The organism is Janthinobacterium sp. TB1-E2 (assembly GCF_036885605.1).
GTDB lineage: Bacteria > Pseudomonadota > Gammaproteobacteria > Burkholderiales > Burkholderiaceae_D > Janthinobacterium > Janthinobacterium aestuarii.
On record NZ_CP142523.1, the window covers coordinates 4,265,664 to 4,282,376 of the forward strand.

At 65.8% G+C, this 16,713-nt stretch carries 15 protein-coding genes; 9 read left to right on the forward strand and 6 right to left on the reverse strand.

The features are described 5' to 3' along the window. Nucleotides 1-5: 5 nt before the first annotated feature. Nucleotides 6-1,454, reverse strand: coding sequence for a M20/M25/M40 family metallo-hydrolase (locus OPV09_RS19105; RefSeq protein ID WP_338679121.1), 1,449 nt, complete (start codon nt 1,452-1,454; stop codon nt 6-8). A 175-nt stretch (nt 1,455-1,629) separates the two neighbouring features. Between OPV09_RS19105 and OPV09_RS19110 the strand changes: the two genes are divergently transcribed. The 3 genes from OPV09_RS19110 (at nt 1,630) to OPV09_RS19120 (ending at nt 3,826) form a co-directional block, all read left to right on the forward strand. Continuing rightward, a complete protein-coding gene (locus OPV09_RS19110) occupies nt 1,630-2,160 on the forward strand; it encodes a GNAT family N-acetyltransferase (protein WP_070304745.1) in 531 nt (176 codons plus the stop codon). A gap of 120 nt (nt 2,161-2,280) precedes the next feature. After that, nucleotides 2,281-2,727 carry a glycine zipper 2TM domain-containing protein gene (locus OPV09_RS19115; protein WP_034751896.1) on the forward strand — a complete coding sequence of 149 codons (447 nt, stop codon included), beginning with the start codon at nt 2,281-2,283 and terminating at the stop codon, nt 2,725-2,727. A gap of 148 nt (nt 2,728-2,875) precedes the next feature. Then, on the forward strand, nt 2,876-3,826 hold the full coding sequence (locus tag OPV09_RS19120) for a PP2C family protein-serine/threonine phosphatase (RefSeq protein WP_338679122.1): 951 nt from the start codon (nt 2,876-2,878) through the stop codon (nt 3,824-3,826). On the opposite strand, the gene OPV09_RS19125 is transcribed toward OPV09_RS19120, so the two are convergent. Next, complete coding sequence (locus OPV09_RS19125; RefSeq protein WP_034751983.1) at nt 3,807-4,226, reverse strand: DUF2177 family protein; 420 nt, start codon at nt 4,224-4,226, stop codon at nt 3,807-3,809. The genes OPV09_RS19120 and OPV09_RS19125 overlap by 20 nt on opposite strands. Before the next feature lie 148 nt (nt 4,227-4,374). Between OPV09_RS19125 and OPV09_RS19130 the strand changes: the two genes are divergently transcribed. The 6 genes from OPV09_RS19130 (at nt 4,375) to OPV09_RS19155 (ending at nt 12,239) form a co-directional block, all read left to right on the forward strand. Next, a complete protein-coding gene (locus tag OPV09_RS19130; RefSeq protein ID WP_070304742.1) occupies nt 4,375-5,223 on the forward strand; it encodes a class I SAM-dependent methyltransferase in 849 nt (282 codons plus the stop codon). A 217-nt stretch (nt 5,224-5,440) separates the two neighbouring features. Beyond that, on the forward strand, nt 5,441-7,060 hold the full coding sequence (locus tag OPV09_RS19135; RefSeq protein WP_338679123.1) for an FHA domain-containing protein: 1,620 nt from the start codon (nt 5,441-5,443) through the stop codon (nt 7,058-7,060). Nucleotides 7,061-7,450: 390 nt separating this feature from the next. Then, nucleotides 7,451-8,050, forward strand: coding sequence for a metal-dependent hydrolase (locus OPV09_RS19140; RefSeq protein ID WP_338679124.1), 600 nt, complete (start codon nt 7,451-7,453; stop codon nt 8,048-8,050). Between the two features lie 109 nt (nt 8,051-8,159). Continuing rightward, nucleotides 8,160-8,678 (forward strand): sigma-70 family RNA polymerase sigma factor, encoded by a 519-nt coding sequence (locus OPV09_RS19145; RefSeq protein WP_338679125.1) that lies wholly within the window; start codon nt 8,160-8,162, stop codon nt 8,676-8,678. Further along, entirely contained in the window at nt 8,678-9,640 is a 963-nt protein-coding gene (locus OPV09_RS19150) for a FecR domain-containing protein (protein ID WP_338679126.1), read from the forward strand. Before OPV09_RS19145 ends, OPV09_RS19150 begins: the two co-directional genes overlap by 1 nt. Nucleotides 9,641-9,767: 127 nt before the next feature. Beyond that, on the forward strand, nt 9,768-12,239 hold the full coding sequence (locus OPV09_RS19155) for a TonB-dependent siderophore receptor (RefSeq protein WP_070304734.1): 2,472 nt from the start codon (nt 9,768-9,770) through the stop codon (nt 12,237-12,239). Nucleotides 12,240-12,248: 9 nt separating this feature from the next. Here OPV09_RS19155 and OPV09_RS19160 read toward each other — a convergent pair whose 3' ends face one another. From OPV09_RS19160 to OPV09_RS19175, 4 genes are all read right to left on the reverse strand, one after another. Beyond that, nucleotides 12,249-13,136, reverse strand: coding sequence for a pirin family protein (locus OPV09_RS19160; protein ID WP_070304732.1), 888 nt, complete (start codon nt 13,134-13,136; stop codon nt 12,249-12,251). Next, the gene (locus OPV09_RS19165) at nt 13,133-13,531 is read right to left on the reverse strand and encodes an OsmC family protein (RefSeq protein ID WP_338679127.1); all 399 of its coding nucleotides are present in this window, start codon (nt 13,529-13,531) and stop codon (nt 13,133-13,135) included. The genes OPV09_RS19160 and OPV09_RS19165 overlap by 4 nt, the downstream gene beginning before the upstream one ends. Nucleotides 13,532-13,609: 78 nt before the next feature. Continuing rightward, the gene (locus tag OPV09_RS19170) at nt 13,610-14,329 is read right to left on the reverse strand and encodes an SIMPL domain-containing protein (protein WP_338679128.1); all 720 of its coding nucleotides are present in this window, start codon (nt 14,327-14,329) and stop codon (nt 13,610-13,612) included. A gap of 62 nt (nt 14,330-14,391) precedes the next feature. Then, complete coding sequence (locus OPV09_RS19175) at nt 14,392-16,704, reverse strand: SUMF1/EgtB/PvdO family nonheme iron enzyme (protein WP_338679129.1); 2,313 nt, start codon at nt 16,702-16,704, stop codon at nt 14,392-14,394. Nucleotides 16,705-16,713 lie beyond the last annotated feature (9 nt).

Below are 16,713 nucleotides of genomic sequence, written 5' to 3' on the forward strand. Positions count from 1 at the left end.
GGCGCTTACTCGCCCTGCTCCGGCGCGCGGCCGATCTCGCCGTCGATATTGGCCAGGAACCAGGCCAGCGACGACATCAGCGCCACGTTGCGCTTGAGGTTATCCGGGTCGACCTTGTCCAGGGTGTCGGCCGGCGTATGGTGGTAGTGGAAGTAGCTGTGGCTGTCGACCAGCGGCTCGAAGCTGGGCACGCCGCCGGTTTCCAGGCGGTGCAGGTCGCCCGTGCCCAGCGCATCGCGGCGCGTGAACGCGTGTGCGCCCATCGGCTGCAGGGCCGCCAGCAAAGGCGTAAACAGTTTTTCCGCTTTCGGTCCCACGCTGGCCTTGATGCCGAACGGGCGGCCAGCCCCGCTATCCATCTCGATGGCCGCATATTGTTTGCCGAGCGCCTGCTTGTGGACTTCAAAGTAGGCCTGGCCGCCGCGCCCGCCGTTCTCCTCGTTCATCCAGGCGATCACGCGGATCGTGCGGCGGGGGCGGTAATCGAGCTTTTTCAGGGTTTCCACCACGCCCATGGCCGCCACCACGCCGGCGCCGTCGTCATGCGCGCCCGTCGCCAGGTCCCAGGAATCGAGGTGGCCCGAGACCACCACCACTTCGTCGGCCTTGTCCGTGCCCGGCCAGTCGGCGATGACGTTGTAGCTGTCCGCTTCCGGCAGGTTTTGCGGCGTCAGGGTCAGGTGCATTTTCATGGGACCGCGCGCGGCCAGGCGGCCGATCAGCAAGGCGTCTTCCACGGTGACGGCGGCGGCCGGGATGCGCTTGTTGTCCTCCAGCCCAGTGGCGCCGGCATGCGGGATGCGGAAGTTCGCGCCGCCGACCGAGCGCACGAGCGCAGCCGCCGCGCCCAGGTCGGCCGCCGCCTTCGGTCCGAGGAAGCGCGAGCGCGAACCCTGGCCATAGGTGACGCCGGCCAGGCCCCGCTCGGCCATCTCCTGGTCGAACGGCGTGTCGATCAGCACGATGGCGCCCTTCACTTCCGGCGCGCGCGCCTTGAGTTCCTCCAGGCTCTTGACGATGATGAGGGGAGCCGTCAGGCCGGCGGCCGGCGTCGCGCCCGAGCCGCCCAGGGCCGTGAGCACCACGCGCTGCGATACGCCCTGCGGACGGCCCGCATAGTCGACGATTTCCGCCGTTTCCACGCCGCGTACCCAGTGCGGCACTTTCACGGGTTGGAGGGTGACGGTGGCGCCCAGTTGGCGCATGGTGTTCGCCACTTGCTGCACGGCGGCGGCCGCGCCGGCGGAACCGGACAGGCGCGGGCCGATCAGATCCGTCATGTCGGCCAGGCGGGCATACGCCCAGTCGCTTTGCAGCGCCGTGTCGCGCACTTGCGCCAGCGCTTGCGGCGTATTGCCTGGCGCTGCGGCAATGGACCCGGCGCTGACGATGCAGCCAAGGGCGATGGATAAAACGGAACGGCGCAGTGGCGCGCCAGTCAGGATGGTAGGCATGTGATGTCAGTTCCAGTCAACGAGGTCGAAGCGGGTACGCCTTGGTCATGGGCAAGGCGCGGCTTTCTACGATAGCGTATTTGTTCTGTCATTGCAGCAACTTTTACGGGATCGATTGCCTGTTTCCCCCGGAGTCGATTACCATCAGGATTCGTGATCGCTACCGGAAACCGACATGCTCAAGGGAACCCTCTGCACCATCCGGCATTTGCAGGCCGCCGACCTGAATACCTATATTTCCCTCGTCAACGACCTGCCCTCGCGCGGCGAGTTTTTCTCCATGCAATTCAAGTCGCCCGAGGCCATGCGGCGCGACTTCCTGCAATCGGGCTTTGTCACCGAGGACAGCGAATTGTTCCTCATCGAAGATCACTCACAGCACATCATCGGCACGATCACGCACTTCAAGAGCCGGACACCGTCCTCGCGCGAGATCGGCTACCGCCTGTTCGACCGGCAGCGCGACGGACAAGGCTACATGAGCGAAGCGACGCGCCTGGTGGTCGATTACCTGTTCAGCGCCTATCCGTATCACCGGCTGGAGCTGCTGATGGACCCGCTGAACATCGGCTCCGAGCGCATCGCGCAAAAGAACGGCTTTACCCAGGAAGGCTTGCTACGCCAGGCCTTCTTTATCAATGGCGTGATGCGCGATGTCAAAATGTACAGCCTGCTGCGTCCCGAATGGCAGGCGCGCCGGCGCTGACTTGTTACGGCCGGGGTAGGATTGTAATAAGTTGTATTAGACGTGGAACAAGCTTGCGGCAGCAGATATAGTCCACTTCATGCAGATCATTGTGATCTCGCCGGAATGGAAGGAAATGCCATGTTGAACAAGAAACTCCTGGGTGCGGTAATGGTAGCGGCAGTGGCTGTGTCTTCGGCCGCAGTCGCCGGTGACCGCGACTTCAATACCGTTGCAGGCGCCGTTGTCGGAGCGGCCATTGGCAACAGCACCGGCGGGCGCAATGGCGCGATCGTCGGTGGCGTGCTGGGCGCCGCCGTCGGCAACAGCATCAGCACGAATGACCGCTATTACGACCGTGGCGGCTATCGCGGCGGCTACCGCGAAACCTATTACGCGCCTGCGCCGCAACCGGTGTACTACGCCCCGGCGCCGCAGCCCGTGTACTACGCGCCGCCACCGCGCTACTATGGCCCGCCGGCTGTTGTCTACGTGCAACCGGGCCGCGGCTACTACCGCGACCATGGCCGCCGCGACTACTACGACCGTGGCCACGGTCATGGCCATGGCTGGGGCCATCGCCGTTAAGCACCGCCCTGCACTGCACCATGAAAAACCTGCGCCAGCCTGCTGCCGCAGGTTTTTTTGCGAAATAGGCAAGGTATCGCTCCCGCATGATTTCGGCTAAGCTGTGTCCTATGATCAACATTGCTGGCCGCGTGGACCGCAACAACCGATGCATTTAATCAAAGACGGGCTCGACTTCGGCCCCTGGCTCGATGCCGCCGCTGGCACCAGCGTGGGCGCGGGCCCCCTGCCGCGCCGCGAAAACCAGGACAACTTCCTGCTGATCGATGCCAGCGGCCACGCCGTCTGCCTGTCGCAGCAGGCGCCATTCCACTGCCAGGTGCCGGGCTGGCCGCGCGGCCATGTGCGCGCCGCCGTGCTCGATGGCATGGGCGGCCATGGCCATGGGCGCGAAGCGGCGGAAGCGGCCGTGCAAGGCTTGCTGGCCATGCCCGCCTGCCTCGACACGGCCAGTCTGGCGGCCTGGCTCGACCAGCTGCACACGCGCTTGCAAGACACCTTCGCCAGGACCGAGCCAGCCCAGGCGCGTCCGCCCGGCACCACCCTGACCTTGCTGGAAGTGCCGCCCGGCGAAGCGCCGCTGCTGTATCACGTGGGCGATTCGCGCCTGTATGAAATTGCCGACGGGGTTGCCAGCATCCTCACCGTCGACCACGTGCCGGCCACCGTGTACGCCATGCGCGGCGCGCTCGACGAGACGCGCTGGCGGGCCGCCGTGCATGGCGAGCACCATCCGCAAATCTCGCAGGCCTTTATTTTAGGCAACGCCATCAGCGACAGCTTGCAGCTCGACAAGCCTTTAATGGGCCTCGACGCGGCCACCTTGCCGCCCTTCCTCGCGCACCTGGGCGACCGCCGCGTGCTGCGCGTGCGCCCCGGCGCCCACTATCTGCTGGCCAGCGACGGTTTCTGGGCCTGCGAGGATCCGCTCGCCCTCACGGCACGCTGGCCCGCCCTGTGCGCCGGCAAGACTGCGGCGCAGGCGGTCAGCGCCGTGTTCGACGACTTCCTCTTGCATCCGCCAAAAGGCTTGCATAGCGACAACATTACCATGCTGGCGCTGCGCTTCGAGGCGGAGTTCACCGTCCCGATCGGCTAGCTGCAAGGTAACCGGCCGTTGCCGATACGGCCGACAGCACACTGCCCCACACCATATCGATCGCCGTCAAGGCCAGCGGCCAATCGCGCAAGGTCGCATAGTTGCTCAAATCATAGGTGCCATAGGCAAGCAGCCCGAGCAGCGCACCCAGCGCCGCCGCCGTGCGTCCGCGGCGCGCCCGCAAGCCGGGCAAGATGGCAAACACCACCAGCCCCGCCACATACAGCAGGTAAAACAGCACGGCCGGCGCCCAGCGCGGCGTGTCCGCCAGCAGCGGCCCCAGCGCCGCTGCGTACACGGGCTTCATCAGCACCGCCAGCCACAGGGCGTCGATGGCGAGAAATACGCACAGGGTGGCGCCATAGGCAATGGCAAGCTGGAGCGGGCGTTGGGCAGGCATGGTCATCTCTCGGCGTCAGGCAGCGTGGGGGAATGGTTGCGCCAGCATAATGCAAAACGCCGCTACGCTCACGACCGCCTGTATGAATTGAACCATGCCCATGGCGCGCGGTCTGAAGGATAGACCTCTCCAACGTCAGGAGCACGCCATGAGCAACACTATCCCGACACCGCAGGCCGCCGCAGGCGCGCCCGACTACGCCGCCATCAAGCAGCGCCAGCAAGCGAGCTGGGCCAGCGGCGACTTCGCCATCATCGGCGTGACCCTGCAGCCGGTTGGCGAATTGCTGGCCGAGGCCGCCGATATCCGCGCCCACGAAGACGTCATCGACATCGCCGCCGGCAATGGCAACGCCACCCTGGCGGCCGCGCGCCGCTTTGCCCGTGTCGTGTCCACCGATTATGTGCCGGCGCTGCTGGACAAGGGCCGCGCACGCGCCGAGGCGGAAGGGCTGGCCGTGACTTTCCGCGTGGCCGACGCCGAAGCCCTACCCTTCGCCGATGCCAGTTTCGACGCGGCCCTGTCGACTTTTGGCGTGATGTTCGCGCCCGACCACCAGCGCGCGGCCAGCGAAATGCTGCGCGTGCTGCGGCCCGGCGGACGCATCGGCATGGCCAACTGGACGCCGGATGGCTTTGTCGGGCAACTGTTCAAAACCATAGGCAAATATGTGCCGCCCCCGGCAGGCATGGTGTCGCCGGCCCGCTGGGGCGAAGAGGCGTATGTGCGCGCCCTGTTCGGCCAGGGGGCGGAGCAGGTGCACGGCCAAAGCAAGGTCTTCAATTTCCGCTACGCTTCCGCCCAACACTGGCTGCAAATCTTCCGCGACTATTACGGCCCCGTCCACAAGGCGTTTGCCGCGCTCGACGCGACTGGTGCCGGAGCGCTGGAACAGGAACTGCTCGCCATGCTTGAACGCCTGAATACGGCCGGCGCCCACTCGCTGGTGGTGCCGGGCGAGTATCTGGAAGTCATCGTCAGCAAACGGCGCGGCTAAGACACCCTTGGCAAAATAACATATCCAGAAAGATATAAAATGTGTTTTTAGGCAATAGTTTCCATGACATGTATGGCAAGGTGTGACCAGGGGCATGAATTTGGGCAAAAAGAGCGCATTCCGGTGTCGCGAAAGTTGCCAAGCAGGCGCAAAAGCGCGTAAGCTCTCATGTATAACAGAGGGCAGAATGTCCCCGCTCGATTCGAGTCAGAATGTCATGAAAAAATGCAGCAACCCGGAGCACCCGCACTGTACGTTCTGGGTCTTGCCTGGGGAAACAGTCTGCGCGGGCAATCACCCGCAAGCAACGACTGCCCCCAGCAGCTACGACCTGTTGACCGCACTGCGCAGCGTCCGTTCCGAGCCATCGGCAACGGCGCTTTCGCACGCCCCTGCACATGATTCTGATATTCGCCATGCTGTTATTCGTGATGCCGTTATCCGCGATGCGGCCATTCAAACGGTAAGCCGCTCCGTACCGGCCTCCGCCGCCACTCCGGCCTTCACGCCAGCACCCGTTGCGCCGCCAACGGTCCCCCCAGCTTACCAGCCCGTGCAAGCCCACCTGCACATCAGCGGCTTCGATCCGCGCGCGGCAGGCGGACGGCAAACATTAAAAATGGAATTGCGCGGCATGAGCGCCGCCTGCGCACCGCAGCTGACCTTGCGCCTGCGCTCGGACCTGATCCCGCGCGGCCACGTGCAGCATGATTTCGTACGCACGACGCGCGGCGACTGGCGTCCCGTGTTTGTCGAGTTTTCCTCACGCAACAAGGAACACGGGCAATACCAGATCGAAGTGGAAGTCCACAGCCATGTCGACGGCGCCGTGGCGCAGAAATGGGTGTGCACGTTTGTCATCCTCGTGCCGCGCCGCGACGCCACCCTGACGGAAATCCACCAGATCTTCCTCAGCACGCACAAGAACGTGCGCGTGATGGCCGACGACGCCTCGATCGCCCGCGTGACGGGCGGCGACGGCTGCAACCTCGACGTGACGGCGCGCAATGCCGGCATCGCCCACGTGGATCTGTCTGCCCCGCAAGGCAAGATCGACATGGGTTTTACCACGATTGCCTGGGACGAGGAGTTGATCGAAGTCGACCTGCCCGCCGCCAGCCACTGCCATCCGCACCCGAGCCAGGCCGCTTGCCTCGTCAATGCGGCGCCGGAAGCGGGCGAACAGCGCCAGATCCGCCTGTTCGCGCTGGAAGAATGCATGCTGGGGCGTTTCGAGCTGGTGGACCCGGAAGCCGATGTGCTGCTCAGCCATTTCAGCCCCGACGGCCAGGACAACAATGGCTTGACGCGCCGCCTGTCGGGCCGCCACGCCATCATCCGGCGCAGCCAGCAAGGCTTTGAAATCGAGGACGTGTCACGCTACGGCTTGCTGCTCGACGGTGTGTGGCCCGGCAAGCACAAGCCCGTACCCCTGCGCCTGGGCATGCGCATCGAATTGTCTGCCAGCATCAAGGGCATCGTCGTGCTCAGCGTCACGGCCCTGCTCGCGCACGGCGTGATCCTGCACCGCATCGACCACGGCGCCCGCGCCGAGTGTTTTTACCTGCTGCTGCCCGACACCCAGCCCACGCCGGCAAGCCACCTTGCCACGCCGCAAGCCAGCTGCCTGCCCGTGCTCTTCCACCGCAACGGCGGTTTCTGGCACCTGGACACGGCCAGTGGCAAGGAAACGGCGCTGGCCCCCGCCACCGCGCTCGACAAGCTCAGCGGCTTCGCGCGGCACAACCGCTTCGCCAGCGAACCGTATCCGGAATGCTGGATCATCCGCACCGAAGGCGCGGCGCTGTGCGACAGCACAACCATGCAAACGGCCTGATACAGCACCTCCTGACACCTGACCGCTAGCGCGGTACCAGCACCAGGAAAATCAGCGACAAGCCAATAATGAACACCGCTTCCAGCGAAAACACGAGGGCGGGAATCTGCAATTCGCGCGGGATTTTCATGGCGACACCTCTTCAAAACGTCAAACTGCTTTCAGCATAGCGCGCCCTGCGCCAATTACATTATCAGCCGCACAACACAATTGACCGGACGGCATGCATTGCAGAGTCCGCTGGCCACGCCCTCCCGACACAAAATTTAACAAATTATCAGCAGATATTCTGCAAATAGCACCCCTCCACTCCCTTGCGTACTGTATATTCATCCAGTTAATATCCCCCTGCATTTCACACAACGCCTCGCATGGCGTTTTACATTTTCTATGGCTTCCAACAAAGCGCATCATGCGACCGGTTGGGCTGCCGGCGTGATCGCCGCGGCCCTGGTCGCGCACGCTGGCGCCGGTGGTCCCTATCAAGTGCTGAGCGTGCTCGCCTTTGTCATGGGAGCGCTGGGCGGCACGGCGCCGGACTGGCTGGAAGTGGCCTGGTGGGCGCGCACGCACAAGCTGTGGATCACGCACCGCACATGGACGCACTGGGGCCTGGCCTGGATCGCCCTGCTCGTCTACACGTATCTGCAATTGCCGCACCACCTGTGGGCGCCGCCCCTGTTCGGCTTTGCCGCCGGCGGCATCATGCATCTGCTGGCGGACTGGCCCAATCCGCTGGGCGTGCCGTGGATTTTCCGCCGCCACTCGCTGCGCTGGTGGAAAAGCGGCCGCCACGACATCATCGTCATCATCGCCGCCTGGCTGGCCGCCACCATCGTGGCCGACCACGTGTTTTTTGACGGCATCCACTGGCAGCGCAGCGTGCTGGCGCTGGACAGCCTGCTGCACTGGTCCGGCGCTGCCCTGCAGCAAGCCTGGGCGGATCTGCAACAGTGGCAGGAGCGCTGGCGTCTGGGCGACCAACAGTAATTGACGCAAGACGCATGGCAATGTGATAATGAGTATCATTCTCAAACAGCCCAGCCAGCCGGCACCCCGCGTTCCGTCAGCCCAGCTCTTCCCTTGCCTGGAGAACGCAGTGAGCACCGTCAGTCCCATCCACGCCAATCACCTGAGCACCCTGTACAGCGAGCATCACGGCTGGCTGTATGGCTGGCTGCGCGGCAAGCTGGGCAACCGCGCCGAGGCGGCCGACCTGGCGCAGGACACGTTCTTGCGCCTGCTGGGCAAGCGCGATTTGACACCGCTGGCACCGCTGCGCGAACCGCGTGGCTACCTGGCGACCATCGCGCGCGGCTTGCTGATCGACCGCTACCGGCGCCAGGCGCTGGAACAGGCCTACCTGGAAGCGCTGGCGCAGCAAACCGAGCCGATATCGATCAGCGCCGAAACACATGCCATCATCATCGAAACCCTGCTGGCCATCGACCGCCTGCTAAACCGCCTGGGTACGCGTACGCGGGACATCTTCCTGCTGGCGCAAATCGAGGAGCTCAGCTATGTGGACATCAGCCGGCGCCTCGGCGTGTCCCTGCCCACCGTGAAAAAGCACTTGGTGCGCGCCTACACGGAATGCCTGATGCTGGCGGCCGGCTGATGTTCGGCGCATCCTCGTCCACTCCCATCGCCCGCAAGGTCCTGGCCGCCGCCGCCCACTGGCATGTGGAACTCCAGTGCGGCGGCGCCGACCCGGCCGCCCTGCAGGCATGGCGCGATGCCAGTGCCGAACATGAGCAGGCCTGGGAGCTGCTGCGGCGCATGGACGGCCAGCTGGGCGCGATACCGGCAGCGCTGGCGATGCCTGCCCTGCAGGCGGCGCAGCAGCGCCGGCGCGCCGCCGCGAAAGTGCTGGCCATGCTGGTGGCGGCCGGCGGCGGCATCGCGCTGGGCCAGGCGGGCCTGCAATCCGCCCCATGGCAAGCCTGGACGGCGTCCTTGCGCACGGCGCCGGGCCAGCGCCGCCACGTGACCCTGGCCGATGGCGGGCGCATGGAAATGAACACGGATAGCGCCCTCGATGTCGCTTACGGCGCGACGCACCGCCGCATCCGCCTGCACCATGGCGAAATCATGATCACGACGGCATCCGATGCCCGTCCCTTCCTCGTCGACACGCCGCACGGCGTGATCCGCGCGCTCGGTACGCGCTTCGGCGTGCGCTGCGATGCGCAGGGCAGCACGGTCAGCGTCTTCGAACACGCCGTGGAAGTGCGCTGCGCGGCGCGCCCGGACGCCGTGCGCCGCCTGGAAGCGGGCCAGCAGCTGCGTTTCAGCGCAAGCGGCTCGGAGGACGTACTGGCCATGCCCGCGCACCAGGACAGCTGGCTGCGCGGCATGCTGGTGGCCGCCGACTGGCCCCTGCAGCAACTGGTGCAGGAGCTGGCGCGTTACCGGCGCGGGCGCCTCGCGTGCGACGCCGGCGTGGCGCGGCGTCCCGTCACGGGCACTTACCGGCTCGACGATATCGACGCCGTGCTGGAAAGCCTGTGCGCCTCGCACGGACTGCAAGTGACGTATTTCACGCGCTACTGGGCCACGGTGTCGGCCCGGGCCACATAATTATTTTCAGTTTTTTTGCGCCAGGGGTTGGTGTTTCGCTGCGCTGCTTCGGCTTCCTAGATAAGTAGCCGATTCACGTAGCCGATTCACACGCCAATTCTTATCCCTTAGAGCAGAAAGACCGAGCATGCAGCTGACCACCCCCGTCCTCCATCCCGCCGCGCACGCCATCCGCCTGGCCGTCCTCGCCATGGCTTGCGCCGCCCCGGCCGCCTTTATCGCCGCGCCCGCGCTGGCGCAAGGCCAGGCCGCCACCGCCCAAGCGTTTGCCGTACCAGCCGGCCCGCTGGCCACCGCCTTGAATGACTTTGCCGTGGCCGCCGGCGTCAGCCTGTCGACCGACCCGGCGCAGACGCGCGGCCTGCGCTCGCCCGGCGTACGCGGCAGCTTTGGCGTAGCCCAGGGCTTTGCCCAGGTGCTGGCCGGCAGTGGCCTGGAAGCCGTGCAGCTGCCGAACGGCGCCTACGTGCTGCGCCAGGCGGCGCCATCGTCCGCAGCGGCGGCCGGCGTGGAAAAGACCATGGCGCCCGTGACGGTCAGCGCCAGCATGGAGCGCGACCCCGTCAGTGAGCACAGCAACTCGTATGCGGCGCGCGCCGTCACCGTCGGCAAGGGCGTGCAAACACTGCGCGAAATTCCGCAATCCGTCAGCGTCGTCACGCGCCAGAAAATGGACGACCAGAACCTCAACACCATCGACGCCGTGCTGGCGAACACCACCGGCATCACCATGTACGACAGCCCCATGGGCGGGCGCTATGTGTATTCGCGCGGTTTCATGGTCGACACTTACCAGTTCGACGGCGTCAACCGCGCCATGTACTATCCGCAGGCGAACAGCTTTACCAGCAACACGGCCGTGCTGGACCGGGTGGAAATCGTGCGCGGTGCCACCGGCCTGCTGCAGGGCACGGGCTCGCCGGGCGCCGCCATCAACATGGTGCGCAAGCGCCCGCTGGCGGAAAAGCAGGTGCAGCTGGCGCTGAGCGCAGGCCGCTGGAACGACGTGCGCGGCGAAGTCGACGTCACCGGTCCGCTGAACGCATCGGGCAGCATCCGCGGCCGCGCCGTGGCCGCGCACGACCAGCGCGATTATTTCTATGACGTGGCCGACAGCCGCACCGACGTACTGTACGGCGTGCTGGAATTCGACCTGGCGCCGGGCAGCAAGCTGACGACGGGCGCCAGCTACGAAAAACTGCATTCGACGCCGTTCTTTTCCGGCATGGCCCGCTACCGCGATGGCAGCGACCCGAAACTGCCGCGCGAAACCTTCCTCGGCGCCGACTGGAACCGCTGGGCGAGCCGCCAGACGGCCGTCTTCGCCGAATTCGAGCACCGCTTCGACGCCGACTGGTCGCTCAAGGCCAGCGCCAACTACACGCGCGAGCGGCATGACGTGAAATACATGTTCAGCCAGGGCGCGCTCGATCCCGCCACCATGGCTGGCATGATGATGTATGGCGGCGTGTTCGACTACGGCAGCACCAACAAGGGACTCGACCTGTCGCTCGACGGCAAATTCAACGCTTTCGGCCGCCGCCACGGCTTCAGCGCCGGCATCAACACGAACCGCCTGGAAAGCGACAGCGATTTCAGCCTGGCCTTGCTGCAGCAGCCGAACAATCCGCTGCGGCCGAATCACGGCGTGGCCGAACCGAGCGACGCCTGGTTCCGCGAAAACAGCTACCGCGGCGATCCCAGCTTGACGAAAATGACGCAGACGGGCGCCTATGGCGTGGCCCGCTTCAGCGTCAGCGATCCGCTCACCGTGGTGGCGGGCGCGCGCGTGTCGAACTACAAATGGAGCAGCGTGTACCGCGACACGGGCGAGGTATACATCGACCCGTACCGCGAAAACGGCGTCGTCACGCCGTATGGCGGCGTGATCTACGCGTTCGACAAGCGCTGGTCCGGCTACGCCAGCGTGTCCGACATCTTCCAGCCGCAAAACCAGCGCACGGCCGAAGGCGCCCTGCTCGACCCGCTCAAGGGGCGCAACCTGGAAGTGGGCGTCAAGGGTGAACTGTTCGACGGCAAGGTCAATACCTCGCTGGCGCTGTTCCGCATCGAGCAGCGCAACCGCGCCGAACTGGACCTGGTCAATACCTGCTCCAGCGGCACGGAATGCTATTTCTCGGCGGGCAAGGTGCGCAGCGAAGGCCTCGACGCGGAAATCAGCGGCGAAGTGGCGCCTGGCTGGCAGCTGTTTGCCGGCTACACCCTGAACAACTTCAAGTACCTGGAACAGACGTCGAATGCGGGCGTGATGTTCGCCAGCACCTACTCGCCGCGCCACATGCTGCGCGCGTGGAGCGACTACCGCCTGCCCGGCGCCTTGCAGAAGTGGAGCGTGGGCGGTGGCGTGAACTTCCAGACGGAGAGCTCGCGCGTGACGCAGAACGTCACGGTGGCGCAAGGCGCGTATGCCTTGTTCAGCGCGCGCGGCGCCTACCAGATCGACCGTAACTGGACGGCGTCGCTGTCCGTGACGAACTTGCTCGACAAGCGCTACTACCAGACGGTGGGCGCGCCTGCGTGGGGCAATTTCTATGGCGAACCGCGCAAGGCGCAACTGACCTTGCGCGCGCGGTTCTAGACGAAACGCTTATGCCGGAGGACGCAACGGCGCCTTCGGCAGCGGAATGAATTCCGTCTCGCCCGGCACTTGTCCCATGCGCTGGGCGGTCCAGTCGTCGGCCGCCTGCGACAATCGCTCCTTGCTCGACGAGACGAAGTTCCAGAACAGGAAGCGGTGGCCGTCCAGCGGCTCGCCGCCGATCACGACGAACTGCACCGGGCCGCCGCCTGCCGTTACGACAGGCACCGTGCCCGCTTCCAGCAAGGCCATGGTGTGCGGCACCAGTGCCACGCCATCGACCAGCATGTCCCCGCTGACCGGATAAATCGCCGCCTCCGGCGGCAAGCCTTCCAGGCGCAACTCGCGCCCCGCCTGCAGCGCCACGTCCAGGTACACCGTCTGCATATAGGTGCGCACGGGCGAGGTCTGGCCAAAGGCCGTGCCGATCAACACCTTCACCACGGCGCCATCGAGCGGCACGACGGGAATGTCGGCTTGCGGCGTGTGCGTGAAACTCGGTTCGTCCTCTTCGTGCGCCTTGGGCAGCGCGGCCCACAGCTGCAAGCCGTGCGTGCGGTGCGGTTGTCCCGCCAGGTCGTGCGGCGTGCGTTCCGAATGCACGATGCCGCGCCCGGCCGTCATCCAGTTGATGGCACCCGGCTCGATGCGCTGGTACGAGCCGATGCTGTCGCGGTGGTCGATCGCGCCTTCGAACAGATAGGTGACGGTGGCCAGGCCGATATGCGGATGGGGGCGCACGTCGTGGTTGGCGTCGGGGGCCACGTCGATGGGGCCGAAGTGGTCAAAGAAAATGAAAGGGCCGACGGCCTGCTTGGCCGCGGACGGCAACAGACGCCGCACGACGAAGCCGCCGCCCAGATCCTTTTCGTGGCTTTTCAGGATGGCCGCGCTCATGCCAGCACCGTCGTGATTTCCGTGGTGACGGCCGTCATCAGCTTGTGGATCGGGCATTTGCCGGCCACGGCCAGCAATTCCTGGCGCTGCGCATCCGTCAGCTCGCCCGTCAGGTGCAGGGTGGCCGCCAGGCGGTACACGCCCTTGCGCTCTTCGCTGGCATCGCGCTCGGTCGACACTTCCACGTGTTCGAGCGGGATGCCCTTGTGCCGGGCGTACCAGACGACGGTGAGCGCCTTGCAGGCCGACAGGGCCGCGTCGTACAGGTCGTGCGGCGAAGGGCCGGCGTCGTCGCCGCCCTCCTCCACCGAGGCGTCGGCGGAAATGATGTGGTCGCGTACGTGCACGATGTGGCGCATGGGTTGCGACTGGTCGCGGATGGCTTTGATGGTCATGGCGTTCCTTGGTGCGTTTGGAAAGCCACAATTTACACCGTTTGGCCGCTTGGCGCAGCCCGCTGCCCTGCTACCTGGTCATTTGATACGGAATACGGCATCGACCGTCTGTCCCATCTTGAGGACGGTGACCATCAGCATGTCGTCGGGATTTTGCCGCTGGCGGCTGTTGGCGCGCTGGTAGCGGTCGGACGGCACCAGGCCGACCGCATTGCCCAGGTTTTTCAGCTGGTCCGACGAGATGCCGGCCACGGCGCCCACGCGCTTGCCGAAGCCGCGCGCCATGGCGTCGGCCTTGCGCTGCGCATCCTTGACGGCCTCGCCCACCAGTTCCTCTTCCAGGCGGATGCGCTGCGTGGCGCCGAAGGTGACGGCAAACGCATCGAGGTTGGGCATGGCCAGCAGCGGCCCTATGACGGCGGGCCATTTCGACAAATCGGCCACGTTGATATGCACGCTGGCCTTGATCTGGTACTGCGGATTGGCCGGGTCCTGTTCCGCGCCCTTGCGGATTTCCTTGCGCACGTCGCGCACCTCGATGCCGGCCGCCGCTTCCGGCAAACCCTGCTCCACCAGCAGCGCCTTGATTTCCGTGATGCGCGTCTGCACGAGGGCGGTGGCTACCTCCGGCGCCGGGTCGAAAACGCTGACGTCAAAATCGATCTCGCCCAGGTCCGGCGTGACGAAGCTGTAGGCCGTGCCCGAGGCGTGGATGAAGGGGTAGGAGGGCAAATCGCCGGCCAGGGCGGAGATGGGCAGGCAGGCGAACACGATGGACAGCAGGCGGCGTTTGAACACGGACACTCCAGCACGGTTAAGGTGCATGAAGTATCCGTCAAGATAGCCGATATAACAACAACTCAATCGAGCGTGCGCGCCACCCTGAAGCCCACGATATCGTTCGACAGCACGGTGGAAAAGCCGTTGCGCAGGGCCGAGCGCAGGTAGCGCGGGTGGTACAGCCATGAGCCGCCACGCAGGATGCGCCGGCTGCTGTCGCTGCCCTCTTCCCACGCGCTGCCATCGACGGGCGCGCCTTCGTAATTGTCGTGCACGACGTCCTGCACCCATTCCCACACATTGCCATGCATGTCGAACAGGCCCCAGGAATTCGGCGCGAAAGTGCCCAGCGGCGTCGTGCCGCCCCGGTACACGCCGCGCGGGCCGCCGTTGTAGACGTACAGGCCGTCGTAGTTGGCTTGCTCGGTGCTGATCGTGTCGCCCACATTGAAGGCCGTGCGCGTGCCGGCGCGGCATGCGTATTCCCATTCCGCTTCGCTGGGCAGGCGGTAGTGGCGGCCCGTGCGCTCGCTCATCCACGCCAGGTACAGCTGCGCGTCATTCCAGCTCACGCCCACCACCGGGTGCTGGTCGTTCTGCACGAAGCCGGGATTGTCCCAGTCCGTCTCGGAACCGCCCGCCCAGCCGGTCGCCTTGACGAAGGCGCGCCATTCGCCCACGCTGACGGGGTGCCGCGCCAGCGCGAACGGGCGCTCGATGCCGACCCAGTGCTGCGGCATTTCGCGCTCAAGCCACGTCTGCTGCGAGCCAGCCTGGATGGCGGCCTTGTGTTCCGTTTCGTGCGCGCCCATCTGGAAGCGGCCGCTGGGAATCAGTACCAGTTCCGGTCCCTGTCCCGAACCATCGAGGAAATCATCGCGCAAGACGCCTTCCGCATTGGGCACCGGTTCCACGTGCTCGGCTTCCGGCGCCGGCGCGGATGCCGGCGCAGGGACAGCTGCTGCGGCGGCGCGGCTGGCCTGTTCCTTGCGCGCACGTTCCTGCTCGGCGCGGTAAGCCGCTTCCGCCTTGGCGACGATGGCCTTGCGCTGCAATTCCTGGTGCTCCTGCAAGGCGGTGGCCGCATCGGCTTCGCGGCGCGCGCGCAACTGGCCGCGCAACGCTTCCTTGCGCAGCTTGCGTGCCTCTTCCGCTTCGAAATGGCGCTGCGCCTCCTGTTCGCGGCGCAGTTTATCTTGCCGCTGCTTTTCCAGCGCGGCGGCCTGGATCTCGGCCTTGCGGCGCTGGTCCAGTTCTTCCTGTCGCAACCGCGCCTCCTTGAGCGCCGTCTCGCGGGCCTGCTCGGCGGCCTGCGCCGCCGCCTTTTGCTGCTGCGCCGCGCGCGCCTGCTGCTGGCGCGCCTGTTCCGCCAGTTCTTCGGGCGACGGCCCGGCCGCGCGCTCCAGGCTTTCCAGCAAGGCTTGCACGGATTGGGGCCGCAGTTCCGGCGTCAGCGAAAACCCGTTCTGCAGCACCTGCCACTGCTGCGCGTTGAGCGCTTGCGGCGCGGACGGCAAATGGCTGGCGCTGCGCGTGTCGTCGAACGGCATGCGCCCTTCGAGCATCTGGTAAATCATCACGGCCACCGCATACACGTCGAGGCGCGGGCTGGGCTGGCGCTGGTTGGCGCCGGCCTCGGGCGCCCGGTACCCGTGCGTACCCGCATTCGGCATGTCCAGCGCCAGGCTGCTGTCCGCATTGCGCACGCGCGTAGCGATGCCATAGTCGAGCAGCTTGACGTCGCCCTTCGCCGTCAGGAAGACATTGCCCGGCTTGATGTCGCGGTGCACGAGCTTGTGCTTTTCCCACGCGTACAACAGGGCGTCGGCCACCGGCTGCAGCAGTTCCTGGACCGTCGACAGGGGCAGCGCGCCCTCGCGCGCCAGATAGTGCTCGAGGTCTTCGCCATCGAGGCATTCCATGATGATGAAATAGCTGGCCGTGGCCGGGTCCTGCGCCCACTCGTAGACGCGGACGATGCTTTCATGCGCGAGCTTGCGCGCCTGCGTCGCTTCCTCGATCAGCAGCTTGGCGTGCGTGGCGCTTTGCGTCAGCTGCGGCGGCAAGATCTTCAGCGCCACCATTTCGCTGCTGCCCAGCTCCGCGTGCGTGGCCAGGTCGGTCGCTTGCCACACCTGCCCCATGCCGCCCGTGCCGATCAGCCGCTCGAGCCGGTAGCGGCGGTTTTGCGGGCCGATTTCCTGGCCCGTCATGAAGCCCAGCTCCGTGCCCTGGCGTACGGGCAGCGGCGCCGGCGCAGGCGCGGCGCCGGGCGGCGCGTATTCGGCGTCGAGGATGGCGTTCTTGCGGCGTTCAAATTCCTGCTCGCTGAGCAGCCCGTCGTCGTGGAGGGCACGCAATTCCCGCAGTTTGTCTCGTGCTTTTTGCATCATCTGGGGTGA

What these genes read in the sequence shown, in the direction of transcription:
- OPV09_RS19105 (WP_338679121.1), bottom strand. Translation starts at nt 1,454, where the DNA reads ATGCCTACCATCCTGACTGGCGCGCCACTGCGCCGTTCCGTTTTATCC.
- OPV09_RS19110 (WP_070304745.1), top strand. Translation starts at nt 1,630, where the DNA reads ATGCTCAAGGGAACCCTCTGCACCATCCGGCATTTGCAGGCCGCCGAC.
- OPV09_RS19115 (WP_034751896.1), top strand. Translation starts at nt 2,281, where the DNA reads ATGTTGAACAAGAAACTCCTGGGTGCGGTAATGGTAGCGGCAGTGGCT.
- OPV09_RS19120 (WP_338679122.1), top strand. Translation starts at nt 2,876, where the DNA reads ATGCATTTAATCAAAGACGGGCTCGACTTCGGCCCCTGGCTCGATGCC.
- OPV09_RS19125 (WP_034751983.1), bottom strand. Translation starts at nt 4,226, where the DNA reads ATGCCTGCCCAACGCCCGCTCCAGCTTGCCATTGCCTATGGCGCCACC.
- OPV09_RS19130 (WP_070304742.1), top strand. Translation starts at nt 4,375, where the DNA reads ATGAGCAACACTATCCCGACACCGCAGGCCGCCGCAGGCGCGCCCGAC.
- OPV09_RS19135 (WP_338679123.1), top strand. Translation starts at nt 5,441, where the DNA reads ATGAAAAAATGCAGCAACCCGGAGCACCCGCACTGTACGTTCTGGGTC.
- OPV09_RS19140 (WP_338679124.1), top strand. Translation starts at nt 7,451, where the DNA reads ATGGCTTCCAACAAAGCGCATCATGCGACCGGTTGGGCTGCCGGCGTG.
- OPV09_RS19150 (WP_338679126.1), top strand. Translation starts at nt 8,678, where the DNA reads ATGTTCGGCGCATCCTCGTCCACTCCCATCGCCCGCAAGGTCCTGGCC.
- OPV09_RS19155 (WP_070304734.1), top strand. Translation starts at nt 9,768, where the DNA reads ATGCAGCTGACCACCCCCGTCCTCCATCCCGCCGCGCACGCCATCCGC.
- OPV09_RS19160 (WP_070304732.1), bottom strand. Translation starts at nt 13,136, where the DNA reads ATGAGCGCGGCCATCCTGAAAAGCCACGAAAAGGATCTGGGCGGCGGC.
- OPV09_RS19165 (WP_338679127.1), bottom strand. Translation starts at nt 13,531, where the DNA reads ATGACCATCAAAGCCATCCGCGACCAGTCGCAACCCATGCGCCACATC.
- OPV09_RS19175 (WP_338679129.1), bottom strand. Translation starts at nt 16,704, where the DNA reads ATGATGCAAAAAGCACGAGACAAACTGCGGGAATTGCGTGCCCTCCAC.